This window comes from bacterium (assembly GCA_035419245.1).
Taxonomy (GTDB): Bacteria; Zhuqueibacterota; Zhuqueibacteria; order Residuimicrobiales; family Residuimicrobiaceae; genus JAKPUX01.
Genome location: DAOLSP010000005.1, coordinates 162,597 through 175,586 on the forward strand (window position 1 = coordinate 162,597; position 12,990 = coordinate 175,586).

The following is a 12,990-nucleotide window of genomic DNA, read 5'->3' on the forward strand; positions in this document are numbered from 1 at the left end:
CAAAAAAAAGGCTGCATACGCAGCCTTTTTTTGTTAGAGTCGTCTCAGCCATTGCCGGGCTTTTTCGATATATTCGCTGCCGGGGTATTTGTCGATCACGGCCTGGAAATAATCCCGAGCGTTGGTTTTGTCGTTGAGTGCAAAGAAGCAGCGTCCTAGCATCAGAGTCGCGTCATCCTTCTTGGTGGTGTTCTGATAATTAAAGATTGCCTGGAAGGCAGCGGAAGCTTGCTGATAATCGCGGAGGGCGAAAAAGCATTCTCCAATCCAGTATTGGCAATTGCTGGCAAGAGTGTGGTTGGGATAGCCGGTCAACAGGCTGCTGAAGATGGAGGCAGCCTTGTTATAATCGCGTGCGTAAAAGGCCCGCAGGGCTTCCTCATAGTTATAAGAAAACCCGCCGCTGAGCGTATCCCCTATCGGTGTGGACCTCTGCAGCGTTGTTTCGAGGTCGGCGATGCGTTGATTTTTAAAATCGAGGGTGGAGCGCAGCTCATCGAGCTCGGTCTCCTTGATGGTGATCAGCTGATTGAGTTCGTCAACCCTGGATTTAAGCCGTACATATTGCTCCATGCTCAGTTCGGCGTCTCCGGACTCCATTTTATCCAGTTTGGCCTCGAACATGTTCATGCTACTGTCGCCGCCTGATCGTTCCGTGCCCGAGTTGGATTTGCCCTGCTGTAGGGCGAGGAGATCTTCGCGTTCTACTTTGGTCTTGCCGGAACGCGGGCTGAGGTAATAGGTCAGTCCGACACGGGCGTTAAGGTAGCCATCCTTGTATTTGCCGAGTTCGGCGCCATCGAGGGCATCGCTGTTGCTAAAGCGGTAGTCCATGAAGGTATTGAGGGCGACTTGCGGGGTGATCATAAATTCCACGCCGCCGCCATAGATGAAAGCGCCTGCCGAGGTGCGCTTGTCGCTGAACTCCTGGGAGCCGATCGCCCAGGGCTTGTTACGGGTGTAGGAAGAATTGGTAAAACCAGCGCCGATGAAGAGATAGGGATTGGTGGAGCCGGGGCGGCTCAAGTGGATATTGGCCTTGATATCGCCCGAGAGGACATCGGTGACGAAAGTATTATAGCTGAATCCGTCGTTCAGGGTGCCATAGCCGAAGGCAAGCGAAAAATCGAAATAATTGCCGAGGAGATAGCGCATCATGAACTCACCAGCCAGGCCTGCTCCAGTGTGCAGTACATCGCAATAGGGTTTTTGCAGACCAACATTGAAGCCGAGGCCGATCTTGCTGTTTTTGGGTTGGGCAGAGCCTTTCTCTTGGCCCGGAGCCAAGGCAGCTGAAATCAGCAAAGCCAGTACAACGGCAGAATAGTAACGGCGTTTCATACGTTCTCCCCTCTGCTCACCGCGAGGAAGGTGTTCAGGGTCATCAAGTTCCGAGTCTAGTTAGGTCTCCGATGCGAAAGCCAGGTTGCCCACCACGCCCCAACAAACTTGCAATAATTGTACCAAATACAGGCCCATTGATGAAACAAACACACGACTGCCGGGGGCTGATCGGGAAAAACAGTTGTATCTAATTGTTATTATTACGTCATTTTCGGCCTATATTCCATCTGGGATGCCGGATTACAGGATGGACCGTCGCAGCAAGCGGCTGGCGTTTTTCCGTGCAAGCCTGTATCATTATGCTACAAGCTGGTGTCCGCCATGGCCCTTAACTGCTTATTTGGCATTGTTTAGGCATTAAAAGTTATTAATAAAATACGGTATTGTCAAGCGAATTTGTCTGGATTTTATCCAGAACGATCACCGCAGCAACGCGAATTTGTGTGGCTTGAAAGGGCCAATTCCCGTAATGGCGCAGAGGTAAATACCCCCTGCAGCGGGATGACCGATTGCATCGCGGCCGTCCCAAAAATGGCAGTTCATGCCGCGCGGCAAATTGCGCATGGTTTGGGCGTGGATCACCGCGCCTCGTTCGGTGAAAATATACAGCGTGGCTTCCTCTACCGGTGACGGCGTATAGAACTGGATTTGCAGCCTCCCATCCTGGACCGGTTTGAACGGTGAGGGCAGCGTCCGAACGATGCCAGCCTCCATCTCGGTGGTAGCTGCAGGTGGCGAGATTTCATACGTATAGTCGGCATCCGTCTGGCCCCTGCCGGCGACTGGCCACTGGGTATTGATCACCGTCAGCCGGAGTTCGGTGTTCATGCCGACCGGTCCGAAGGTCAGTGGCGTATTACCGGCGATCGTGTAGCTGCGCGATGCAACGCCTGGATCAAACACGACCAGGGTGTAGATCCAATGCGAAGGGTTGGCCATGGAGGGGCGAATGGTATAGCGGCCGCCACCGGGAATCGAGATGGTGTAATACTGCGTCTCCAGTTCAGAAGCGGCGTTGCTGATGATGAGGGGATCGCTTAGCACCAGCGACTGCAGCGGTGTGATCTCCGGGAAGAGGAGACCATCTTTGAAATAGTGCGCCGTGTCGGCATGGCTGGCGGTGTAGGCATTCCAGATGCTGAAGCTCGCCAGGGATCTTCCGAGGTCACTGCCGGACGCTTGCAAGGCACCATCGAGGGCGTCGAGGGGCTCCCGCTCGCGCAAGCCGTTCCAGATCGAGCGGACGATCCGAGTGCTATATTGTTGCTGGAGCATCTGGATATAGATGCCAAGTCCATAGGTGGCCGAGGAATAAACATGAAACGGCCGATTCGGCGCGAGATAAAGGCTGCGTACATACTGCAGGTAATCATTGACCTCTGGGTAAGCGACATCTTCAAACCAAGTGGATGAGGCTTCAAAGAGAAAGCGGGAATCCATGGTGGTGGAGGGAAAATAGCGGTAGCCTCCCTGCAGCATGTGGAAAAACTCGTGAGCGGCGGTGACATGCAGGGCATCGATCCCCTGGGTCGCGTAGCTACCCCCCTTGAATCTGCTGTCGATGACGATATAACTGTAGTAGCGCAAGCCCGCCGAGCCGGCAACGGGATTCTCAAAGCGGGTTTCGCCATAGGCGGAAAAGCGCATCATGTAAATATCCAGTTCTGGCCCGTCGATCCCCTCATCCGCGGGCGGAGCATTAAAGCCCATGCCGGTCGTGAGCAGGGTGTACACGAACTCGAAAGCCCTTCCCGCCTCTTCGACGAAGGCCGTGGTGGATGAATCACTCCCGGAAAGGGTATAGTGAATCCGGAAATGACCCTCCGCCGTGACCATGGAAAGCGGCAAACGGTCGGCAGAGGGGCGGCTCAGCAGCGGAATCAACAGCGCCTGTTCTGCAGCGGCCAGATCCGGCAGCAGCGCCCTCGCTTCGGCGGCGATCAGAGTCGGACACCCCAGACTCTCCCTGCCGTACGCTTGGTAGAGCGGCGGCAGGAGCTGCGGGTCCTCGGCAGCGATGAGCTGACAGGCGAGGCTCTGGGCTCGGGTGATGCGGCCGGCCTGAAGATCCTGCTGCAACCGATCCTGCAGTTGCTCCGCGGAGCGAGCAGCGCCGGCCGAGAGCAGGACCAGCATGAATAGCGTTACAGTTCGTCTCATGAAAGGGGTCAGTTCTTCAGTCGGAATGCCAGCCGGATTGGCACGCCCATGAAGCCAAACTGGGCGCGGAGCTGGTTTTCGAGATAATTGCGGTAATTCTGCTTGATGCCGCGCGGTTCGTTGGTGAAAATAACAAAGACCGGGGGATTGGCTTTGGTTTGGGTGATGTAGTTCAATTTGACCCACTTGGTTCCGTATGCTGCAGGGTGGTTCTTCTCGACGGCAGCTTGGAGAAAACGGTTGAGTTCCGGGGTTGGGATCATTTTTTGACATTCATCGTAGACCGCCAGCGCCAGATCCAGCACTTTAAAGATGCGCTGTTTTTCGAGCGCGGAGATAAACATCATCGGGATATAGGCGAGGTCTTTGATCGCATCACGGATGTCCGCTTCGAACTTGCGCGCCGTCTGGGACTCTTTTTCCACGGCATCCCACTTGTTAATTCCGAGGACGATCCCTTTGCCCGCGTCATTGGCCGCTTGGAGGATCTTCTGATCCTGATCGGCGATCGCCTGGGTGGCATCGACGAGGACCAGGGCGATATCGCAGCGTTCGAGGGCTTGATAGCTGCGCACCGTGCTGAAATACTCGATGTTCTCATGGACTCGGGCGCGCTTGCGCAAGCCAGCGGTATCGATGAGGATGAGGGTCCGTTCCTTGTAGCGGAATTGGGTGTCGATCGCATCACGGGTGGTGCCGGGAATGGGGGTGACGATCTGCTTGTCGACGCCGAGGATGGCGTTGACATAGGAGGATTTACCAACGTTGGGCCGGCCTAGGATGGCGATGCGGACAGACTGTCCGTGCTCCTCATCGCGCGGCGTCTCTTTTCTGGGCAGAAGGGCGATGAGGGCGTCGAGAAAGTCGCCCATGTTGCGGCCGGCCATGGCGGAGACGGGGATGGGATCGCCAAGCCCGAGGCGGTAAAATTCACCCAGATCGGCTTCGCGAATCTCGTTGTCCACCTTGTTGACAGTCACGATCACCCGGGCGTGATCCCGCTGCAGCAGGTGAGCGATCTCCTCATCCTGCGCGGTGATCCCGGTGGTCACATCGGTGACGAAAAGGATGACGTCGGCCTCCTCGACGGCATAGTGGACCTGCTCGCGGATCGCCTCCTCAAAAATATCCTTGCTGCTGGCGACGTAGCCACCGGTGTCAATCAGATCGAAAGCCACGCCGGCCCACTCCGCAGGCTGATACTTGCGGTCACGGGTGACGCCCGGCTGATCATCAACGATGGCTTCGCGCCGGCGGATGATGCGGTTGAAGAGTGTGGATTTACCGACATTTGGGCGGCCGACGAGGGCAACAACGGGTCTTTTTTTCATGATTTCTTCAGATAGGCAAACAGTTCGCTAAAATTTTCCGCCGGAGCGAAGAGCGGCACATCGAGTTCGCGGGAGAGTTGGCCACCATCCCAATCATCGAGAAACAAGCCGTCAGCGTTGCGGCAGTTGGGCGGTATCAGCAGGAGGTCGGCGGGCATCCGGTCGCGAACCTGCTCCAGAATATCCCTACCGGTCAACAGGCCGGAAACAGTCACGCCACCACCGAAGAACCGGTTGACCACCGGCACCAGATCCACCTCCAGTCCTGCAACTTTCCGAAGAACCGGGAGCACCTCGCGGGCGAGGGTCGGAGCGACCAGCTGCCCGGTCGCGATGACCACCCGTACCGGTCTGACCGCTTTCGGGAAGCGCCCTCTCTGGCGCTGAAAACGGTCGAGGAAATGCCGGGTCATGCCGACACCGTTCTCGATCTGGAAAAAGTCATCGTAGCGCGCAGCCCTCGGCAGAGGCCGGCCGCTGAGTAGATAGAATTCGTCCGCCAGATAGACAAACGCACTCCCTTGTTTGGCGCGGAAACGGCGTTCCCAGGCTTTCTCCTGATCCAGCACCGCCGCCGCATCAGCTGGCGTGACCGGTTGCAGCGGCGTCAGACCAACACGATGTCCGGTGAGACCGAGGGGAACGATGGCCACGGAGCGCACCGCAGGAGAGAATCGGGCCAGATCTGTCAGGGTTCGCTCCAGATGGAGGCCATCATTCCAGCCCGGACACAACACGATCTGGGCGTGCAGTTCGATCCCACCCTCCGCGAGCAAGGCGATTTTTTCCATCAGGCGGTCATTGCCGCGCAGGCCCAGCATTTTCCTGCGCACGTCGTCTTCGGTGCTGTGCACCGAAATGTACAACGGGGAGAGTCTCTGCTCGACGATACGCGCCAGGTGGTCGCCGGTGACATTGGTCAGGGTGACATAATTGCCATAGAGAAAAGAGAGCCGGAAATCCTCATCCTTGAAATAGAGAGCATCCCGTAATCCGCTCGGGTTCTGGTCGACAAAGCAGAAAACACAGCGATTGCCGCAGCAGCGGTACTCCATGTTGGCAAATTCAAGGCCGAGCCAACCGCTCTCCTCCGGGCTGACCTCAACGCGCCACTCCCGGGTGCCGCGACGGAGCACCAGGCTATATTCCTCCTCCGCCGAGTAAAACTGAAAATCGATGGGATCCCGGATTTCATGGTTATCGATGCGGAGCAGTTCATCCCCGGGCAGCAAGCCGAGGCGTGCTGCCGGAGAACTGTCATGGACAACGCTAATTTTCATTGCGTGTTCGGCGCCAAATTTTACGCCGGTAGGAATGGATGCCCACAGAGATGAAAATCTTGAGCGAAGCAGCCAGCGGGACGGCGAGGATCAATCCGACAAAGCCGAGAAAGTGGGCGAAGATCAGGATAGAAAAGATAACCCAGACCGGGTGCAAGCCGACTCGGTTGCCGACGATACGCGGCGAGAGCACCGAATTTTCCAGAATGCGCACGCTTTCCACCGCAAGGATGATTTTCAGGCAGGTCACCATCGGTCCCGGGCTGGCGATGGCGGTCAGAATGCCGACAAAGAGGGTGATCGCAAGGCCGACATACGGCACGATATTCAGCGCACCCGCCATAATGCCGATCAGCAGGGCGTACTCGACGCGCAGCAGCAGCAGAATCGTGGTGGTCAGCACCCCCACAATAACACAGACGATGAACTGGCCACGGAAGAATCCGGCGATGATCGAGTCCACTTTTTCCACATATTCCCGGACCACCCAGCTGGTCTCGATCGGGAGCAGTTCGAGGATCCAGCGCCGCACCTTGTGAAAATCCTTAAGGATATAAAAGAAGAGAAAGGGCGTCAGCACCAGGTAGAGGACCTTGGGCATGATGGATGGCAGGGTTTGGGTGAAGTGAACCCCCTTCTGGATGAGCGTATCGGACATCCGCGCCAGACGCCCTGATACCTCGCGGTTGAGGATTTCCTGGATCTTGGCAATATCCTCCTGGGTCCGGCCAAAAATCGCCGCGCCATCCTCGTTGATCCAGGTGCTTATCCTAGGCGGCAGGCCCATGAAGAAAGAGACGAGGTTTCCGATTTCGTTGATGATTCTAGGAATTGAGAGGATCAGCACAAGCACGAAGGCACCAACGCTGAGAATGACGATAATGCTGACACTGAGGAGGCGGGGTACATTCCGGCGCTCCAGACGGGTCACCAGCGGATCGAAGAGATAGGCCAGTCCAAAGGCGATCATGAAGGGGGTCAAAATATCCAGGGTATCGCGAATGAACCAGAGAGCGAAAACAACGACCACCAGGATCAGCAGTCGGCGGGCGATCGGGTTGTTGTACAGCGGAGCGAGGATCGCTGCGAGAATGATCGCCAGCAAGGGTGGAATCAAGGCGACGCGCATGGTCCAGAAGAACATGGCCAGCAACATGACCACGAAGACGATGAAGAGGATCTCGAAAACGTCGTATTTAGGCTGATTCGGATTCATGCGTTTACGGTCTGGCCTTGGCATCCAGTTGTTTGTTCCATTTCACCCAGTCGTCGGCGGCATCGCTCTTTTCATCGATGGGTGATTTGGCAAATTTGCCATCCTTGCGGACAACAATCTGCTGGCCGCGGACAATTTGCTGCCATTGTTCCAGGCTGACTTCGAAGGGGCCGGGAATCTGCTTCGGTCCGGATACCTCTTGCGGGGGACCGCTCTGCTGCTGACGAGGCATTTTTACCGACCAGGCCGAGACCGGGCCCACCTCCACCTTGCCGTCATAGACCTTGCAGGTGGTTACGCTGTCGGCCGCGACGCGATAGATGGTGCCGCGAATGGCGCAAACGGCCGTTGGGGCTTTGAGCTGAAAGTCCTTTTTACCCGGCTTGGCGCTGGCCGCATTGATCCAGGCATTGCCTTCCGGCATCTCCGCCCTCAAGGTGCGCACCCGGGTCTTGAGGTTTACGTCGACAAAGTGGAAACTGCTGTTCTCACCGATGCGGATGATCGTCCCGTCCAGCATGGTGATTTCACAGCGTGATTCGATCCGCGTCTGGATAAGGTCGCCGTCCATGACGCTGCCCTTGAGCTTGGCGGGAGTCCAGGTGGAGGTCGCCGCTGACTGGATCCGGATGTCATCCGCTGCCCCGAGCAGAAAGGTGATGGTGCCGACTTTTTCGGCCAGAACCGGCAGCACCATCAGGAGCAGCAGCAGTGCGGTCATCCAGCCGTTGAAAGGGTGTTTGCAGGAACCAACCATGGGTCTTCCCCTTCGATGGAATCGTTGCCGCTGCGGCGGAAGACCGGAGTCGAGGCCGATTACCGCCGCAGACGGTGGGTTGCTATTTCATGCGCACGATATCGTTGCGCTGGAAGCCGTTGCCACTGATGATCTTGCAAATCGAGGCTTTGCCGTTGCCAACGTTGTTGTTGACCACCTCGATCACGCCTATCTGAGTCTCTTCCGAACCCAGTGAGGCGCCGGTGTCGGGATCGACCAGCTCTTCGCCAGCGCGGAAAACCAGCAGCTGCTGGCCATTTTCGATGCCCGATGCTGCGCCGGCATTGATGAAGACCTGGGCATCGGCTTTGATCACCTTGGCCTGCCATTTGACGTTGGCCATGTTCTCATCGATCTTTTGGACGATCTCGTCGATGGCCTGGCGGGTGGCCTTGCCCACGATCGATTCATCGAACTTGTCGCGATTGTCGAAATCAAAGGCATTGGTGTTGAGCGATAGGCCCTTTTTCGATTCTGATTTGCGCACATTCTCCGCTGCGAGGATCTCCCCCGTCGACGTGTTCACCAGGCGGACATCGACGGCCACGGTGGCGGAGGTTGTCTTTACACCAAGGCCCAGCCCTTTTTTGGCCAGGCTGCCGCCCATATTGCCTTCTGACCAGCCAAATTCGGTGACAGCGCCGATGACAGCGAGCTCGACACCCAGCAGCTGGCCGACCTTGGCGGCGCTCTCCTGGGTAACGGCACCGGACTGGCCGAGGGCCTGTTCGCTCATGACCTTCTGGATCTCGGTACGTTCGAGCACTTGGTAGCGGCCGCTTTTGACCAGCTCGGTGATCAACATGTCAGCCATCCCTTCGCCGACCGGCTGTCCGCTCCACCAGTGGTATTGGTGGTTGGTTTTGTCCTCGAAGGAAAACACCGCGATACGTTTCTTCATCTGAGCCGTTTGACCCAGCAGGTTGCCGGCCAGCATCATGAGCATCAGCAATGTTGCAACTCCCCCACAGACCGCTTTCATCCTGCGCATGCGCCACTCCTCTCTTGAGATGACCCGCTTCGCCATCGTCCCACCGGTTTATTCGGGTTGGGGATTGCCGGATGGGAGCTGCTCCGGAGCCGGCGAAGGCTCCGCATGGACCAGCTTGACCATGATCTTGTTGGCGGTGACGTTTTGTACCGCCAGCGAATAATTTGCCAACACCCGTTGGTCCAGTTCGCGGGCGAGCTGATCGGCATTGCCCTGAATCTGGACTTCATATTCAGCCGTATTGCCGGCGAGGTTGCGTTGAGTGACCGCCTTGATGCCGCGCGCGGCGAAGCTGAGGGCGCCGCGGAAGTTGGCGGCTTCGTTGTAGTTATTCAGACCGGTTACCAACAGCTTGACCGAATTGGCGCTGTAGACCCGGCTTCGCCACTTTTCAAGGATGCGGGCGATCAGCTCATCACCAAGCAGATTAGCCGCTTTTTCAATCGCCTTGGTCCCTCCCACCATTTCATCGATATGGGGATAGGCAGCCGACTTGCTGCTGGTGGCGATCACGGTGCCGACATCGGCATCGATGACCCGCGCGGTGATACTGGCCTGGCAGGATTTCATGCCGCCGAGATTCACGCCGCTCGCCACCTTGGCCACGGCTTTTCCGGTGATGACCACCTCCGCATCCAGCGCGGCAGCGATGCTTGCGGCGGCTTTGGAATCGCCGTTGATCGCAGCCACGACTGCATCCCGCTCCTTGTTCTGGCGGACGGTTCCGGGATCCACGACTTGAAAATTCTTCTCGAGGAACTTGTTCATCAGGGAGGTTTCCGTGGCGGTCATGTCGACCTGAAAGAAGTGGTACCGGTCGACGGCCTCGCCGATGTTCTGCTCGTCGAAGAGGAACATGACACGGGGGTTCCCCATACTTTGCAGCAAGTTCTGCACCGCCTCGACATCCCGGGAAATGTTGGCCTGGTCGACGGTAGCCAGCATTTTGACCTCATACATATCCTCCGCGGTCTTGCCTTCGCTGAGGATCTTGTAGTTGCGCACATAGCCACGCGTCCAGGAGAGAATCTGATCCTCCATGACCTGATAGTTTTCGACTCGGGTTCGGGAGTCGATCAAAGTGCCGAGGACGAACTCCACCGCCTTGCGTTTGGCATCGTCCATGGCGCGGTCGCGCGCCGCAGGGATGTCGTTGTAGGTAATGGCCCCCAGTCCGGTGGATTCCACCTGGGTACCGCCCGCTGGCGTTTGCGCCAGGGCAACACCGCAGCAGAGTACCAGTGCGTACACGACAGAGAATAGTCTGCTTCTCATCAAGGCAAGCTCCTCAGAGGAAGGTGTGGGAATATGAGCCGGTCGGGATACGAACAATAAAGGTGAGCGGGAACGCGTTGATTTTTCCGCTCACCCTAAAGTACCCGCAAAAGCTGTAAAGCGCCGATCAAAAAGTCATGCGCAGAGCATTCTGAAAATCCCGAATGATCAGCAGAGCGTCGGCGCCCGATACATGGGCTTTGACATCAAAGGCCCCGGTCATTTTGTCCGCTTTCATGATGCCGCGATCGACCATGAGGCAGATGGCGTTGTAGGCATAGTTGCTGGCATTGACATCCGGGAAACGCGAGGGCTGGCCGATATATTTGGTCGCCAGACTCTCATCTCCCGTGGCCATGATCAGGACATTTTGCAGCAACATGGCGTAATCCACGCGGGTGATCTTGTCATCTGGGCGGAAGGTATGGTCGGGAAAGAGTTCCATGCCTTTGGCTTTGACAATTTCCGTGATCCAACTCTTGGCCCAATGGGTATCGATATCGGTCGCCGCTGCCTCGGATGCAGCGGCGGCGGTTTTCATGGCGGTGGGATCTTCAGGTGCCTTGAATCCGGTATCATACGTCGGTACACGCTTCTTGCTGATGAGATCCATCAGTTTTAATTCATCCATGAAAAGCACAGCGACATCGGCGCGATCGATTTCGTCGATCAATGCGATTTTGGCACCCACCTTGGTGCCGGGAGCGGCGCGCTGGATCTTCTGCACCTGTTCCCAGGCCCGGTCCGCCTGACCGGCATAGTCGCCCTTGAGGGCGATGACCTTGCTGTAGGTGTTCACGGCATCACCGAACTGTAAGCCATCCTTGTAGGCTTCGGCCTTGAAAAAGAGGGCTTTGGCGGAGGAGGGATTGATCTCGAGTGCTTTGTCAAACTGCTTGACGGCCTTTTCGACCCAATCGTCCCCCTTGCGTTCCATACTGAGTATGCGGCCCTTGATGATGTAGGGTTCGATGGATTTGCCGTTCTTGGAGATGGATTTATCGGCGAGCTCGTAGGCCTTCTTATAATCCCCCTGGGTAGCCAAAATGATGGCCTGTCCAGCAAAAGCTTCGGCGAAATTGGGATTGAGGGCCAGGGCGCGTTCGAACTCGGACTGCGCGGAGTTCAAATTACCGCGGTCGAATTCATACATGCCGCGGTCGTAATGTTTTTCCGGGGTATCCTGAACCGATGCCTCCTTGATGGGCTTGGGGCCGCAGCCCACGGCCAGAAACGCCAGAATCAAGCCGACAACTGCCAGAATTGATACGCTTGGTTTCATGCTATTCTCCATTTCGCTTGGACCGGTACAGCAGGTCAGTCGACAATGAACATGACCTTGCATTTATCGAGAAAATTCTGGGATGCGGCCGCATTGCGGATAGCTGCAGCCGAAGCGTTGGCAACGACCACGTCGGCCTTGTTCTCGCCCGCGACCTTGATCGCCTTGACGACCAGGGGATTGGCGGTGACCCGGTCGTTGTTTCTTGCCTGGTTGAGATCCTTGTCATAGCCGACCATGCCGATCTGGACCGCCCAGTCCCGGCTGACGTATTTGGAACCGTAAATTTCCTGGCCCGACTCGTCCAGGATTTTGGGGGCCATAGCTGGACGCAGCCCGAGACCCTTGGCATCGATGATCAGGCCGGTATAAGCGCCGGTGCTCTGGAGTGCCGGTGTCGTGGTGCCCTGCGATTGCTGCAGGACAACGCCGGCGGGCACCGGGCGTCCGGCGGGCCAGGGTTGGCCGCAGGTCGGGCAGAGGCCGACCGTGCTGACCGGGCCGAGTGTCAAGCCGCCGCCCTGCGGTAACAAGGCGTCAGCCAGGGCACCGGAGATGGGCATTTCAATGGTGACTTCGATATCGCCTGTGGACATGTACTTGGTTTCAACGACGGTAAAATTGCGGAGAATGCCCTTCACCTTGGTGACGATGATGTCATTTTCGGTCATAAAGTTGCGCACAGTCGTCTCGGAGTCCAGGGTCATCCCTTGGACGGTCTCCAGCAGATTGCGCAGCGCGACCCGCTTGGCTGCTTCCAGGGCGCCGGCGCGTTGCGCAGTTTCGGGCATGTTTGGATTAGGAGCGCCTACTCCGGTGGAACGCAGGATTTGATTGCTCCAATCGATGCTCCCAACGGTCCCGACCTGTTGAGTGACGCTCTGGGCGAGGCAGGGCAGAGCAGCTGCCACCAGCAGCAGGGCGATCAGCATCATTAAACGCTCGATTCTCATTTCAGCCTCCTCAATGCTAGGGGTTATCAGATAGCATAGTATACACTACAGTGCGAACAGGTCCGGTGATAGGCATCACAAAAGGCAGGGTTCCATTCGTTCCGGCAACCGTCTTCATCCCTGGAATCGTGACCGGCGAAACCGGCCCTTATTATGTAACTTGTATATTATTTAACTTAATAAAGTAGCCAGTGATTGTCAAGCGCAAAGTGCGGATTGCCTCTGATCGCGAAAGATGCCGGGCGACGCCCAATCATGAATGAAAACAAGGCGAATGCGTGTTCTATTTCGGTGAGCAAGCTTATCGGGCGAATTTCGTCTGAATGAAGAACTTTTTGCACCTTGTTCCGTTATTATCAATGAATCCAATACCCGGGATG

At 56.8% G+C, this 12,990-nt stretch carries 10 protein-coding genes; all 10 read right to left on the minus strand.

The features are described 5' to 3' along the window. Positions 1 to 33: 33 nt before the first annotated feature. On the minus strand, positions 34 to 1,341 hold the full coding sequence (gene ybgF / locus PLH32_09460; GenBank protein HQJ64822.1) for a tol-pal system protein YbgF: 1,308 nt from the start codon (positions 1,339 to 1,341) through the stop codon (positions 34 to 36). Positions 1,342 to 1,764: 423 nt separating this feature from the next. After that, on the minus strand, positions 1,765 to 3,504 hold the full coding sequence (locus PLH32_09465) for a FlgD immunoglobulin-like domain containing protein (protein ID HQJ64823.1): 1,740 nt from the start codon (positions 3,502 to 3,504) through the stop codon (positions 1,765 to 1,767). A gap of 8 nt (positions 3,505 to 3,512) precedes the next feature. Next, a complete protein-coding gene (gene der, locus PLH32_09470; GenBank protein ID HQJ64824.1) occupies positions 3,513 to 4,835 on the minus strand; it encodes a ribosome biogenesis GTPase Der in 1,323 nt (440 codons plus the stop codon). Further along, positions 4,832 to 6,115 carry a DUF512 domain-containing protein gene (locus tag PLH32_09475; GenBank protein ID HQJ64825.1) on the minus strand — a complete coding sequence of 428 codons (1,284 nt, stop codon included), beginning with the start codon at positions 6,113 to 6,115 and terminating at the stop codon, positions 4,832 to 4,834. Before PLH32_09475 ends, der begins: the two co-directional genes overlap by 4 nt. Continuing rightward, positions 6,105 to 7,331, minus strand: a complete 1,227-nt coding sequence (locus PLH32_09480) for an AI-2E family transporter (GenBank protein ID HQJ64826.1) — start codon at positions 7,329 to 7,331, stop codon at positions 6,105 to 6,107. Before PLH32_09480 ends, PLH32_09475 begins: the two co-directional genes overlap by 11 nt. A 4-nt stretch (positions 7,332 to 7,335) precedes the next feature. Further along, a complete protein-coding gene (locus PLH32_09485; GenBank protein ID HQJ64827.1) occupies positions 7,336 to 8,088 on the minus strand; it encodes a FecR family protein in 753 nt (250 codons plus the stop codon). Positions 8,089 to 8,170: 82 nt separating this feature from the next. Beyond that, complete coding sequence (locus PLH32_09490) at positions 8,171 to 9,100, minus strand: CsgG/HfaB family protein (GenBank protein ID HQJ64828.1); 930 nt, start codon at positions 9,098 to 9,100, stop codon at positions 8,171 to 8,173. 48 nt (positions 9,101 to 9,148) lie between these two features. Then, positions 9,149 to 10,375 (minus strand): hypothetical protein, encoded by a 1,227-nt coding sequence (locus PLH32_09495; protein HQJ64829.1) that lies wholly within the window; start codon positions 10,373 to 10,375, stop codon positions 9,149 to 9,151. Between the two features lie 127 nt (positions 10,376 to 10,502). Continuing rightward, a complete protein-coding gene (locus PLH32_09500) occupies positions 10,503 to 11,657 on the minus strand; it encodes a tetratricopeptide repeat protein (GenBank protein ID HQJ64830.1) in 1,155 nt (384 codons plus the stop codon). Positions 11,658 to 11,692: 35 nt separating this feature from the next. Next, entirely contained in the window at positions 11,693 to 12,610 is a 918-nt protein-coding gene (locus tag PLH32_09505; protein HQJ64831.1) for a hypothetical protein, read from the minus strand. Positions 12,611 to 12,990 lie beyond the last annotated feature (380 nt).

Excerpts from the sequence above, each read along its gene's own strand:
- PLH32_09475 (HQJ64825.1), bottom strand. The coding sequence starts at position 6,115 with ATGAAAATTAGCGTTGTCCATGACAGTTCTCCGGCAGCACGCCTCGGC.
- PLH32_09480 (HQJ64826.1), bottom strand. The coding sequence starts at position 7,331 with ATGAATCCGAATCAGCCTAAATACGACGTTTTCGAGATCCTCTTCATC.
- PLH32_09495 (HQJ64829.1), bottom strand. The coding sequence starts at position 10,375 with ATGAGAAGCAGACTATTCTCTGTCGTGTACGCACTGGTACTCTGCTGC.
- der (HQJ64824.1), bottom strand. The coding sequence starts at position 4,835 with ATGAAAAAAAGACCCGTTGTTGCCCTCGTCGGCCGCCCAAATGTCGGT.
- PLH32_09505 (HQJ64831.1), bottom strand. The coding sequence starts at position 12,610 with ATGAGAATCGAGCGTTTAATGATGCTGATCGCCCTGCTGCTGGTGGCA.
- ybgF (HQJ64822.1), bottom strand. The coding sequence starts at position 1,341 with ATGAAACGCCGTTACTATTCTGCCGTTGTACTGGCTTTGCTGATTTCA.
- PLH32_09490 (HQJ64828.1), bottom strand. The coding sequence starts at position 9,100 with ATGCGCAGGATGAAAGCGGTCTGTGGGGGAGTTGCAACATTGCTGATG.
- PLH32_09465 (HQJ64823.1), bottom strand. The coding sequence starts at position 3,504 with ATGAGACGAACTGTAACGCTATTCATGCTGGTCCTGCTCTCGGCCGGC.
- PLH32_09500 (HQJ64830.1), bottom strand. The coding sequence starts at position 11,657 with ATGAAACCAAGCGTATCAATTCTGGCAGTTGTCGGCTTGATTCTGGCG.
- PLH32_09485 (HQJ64827.1), bottom strand. The coding sequence starts at position 8,088 with ATGGTTGGTTCCTGCAAACACCCTTTCAACGGCTGGATGACCGCACTG.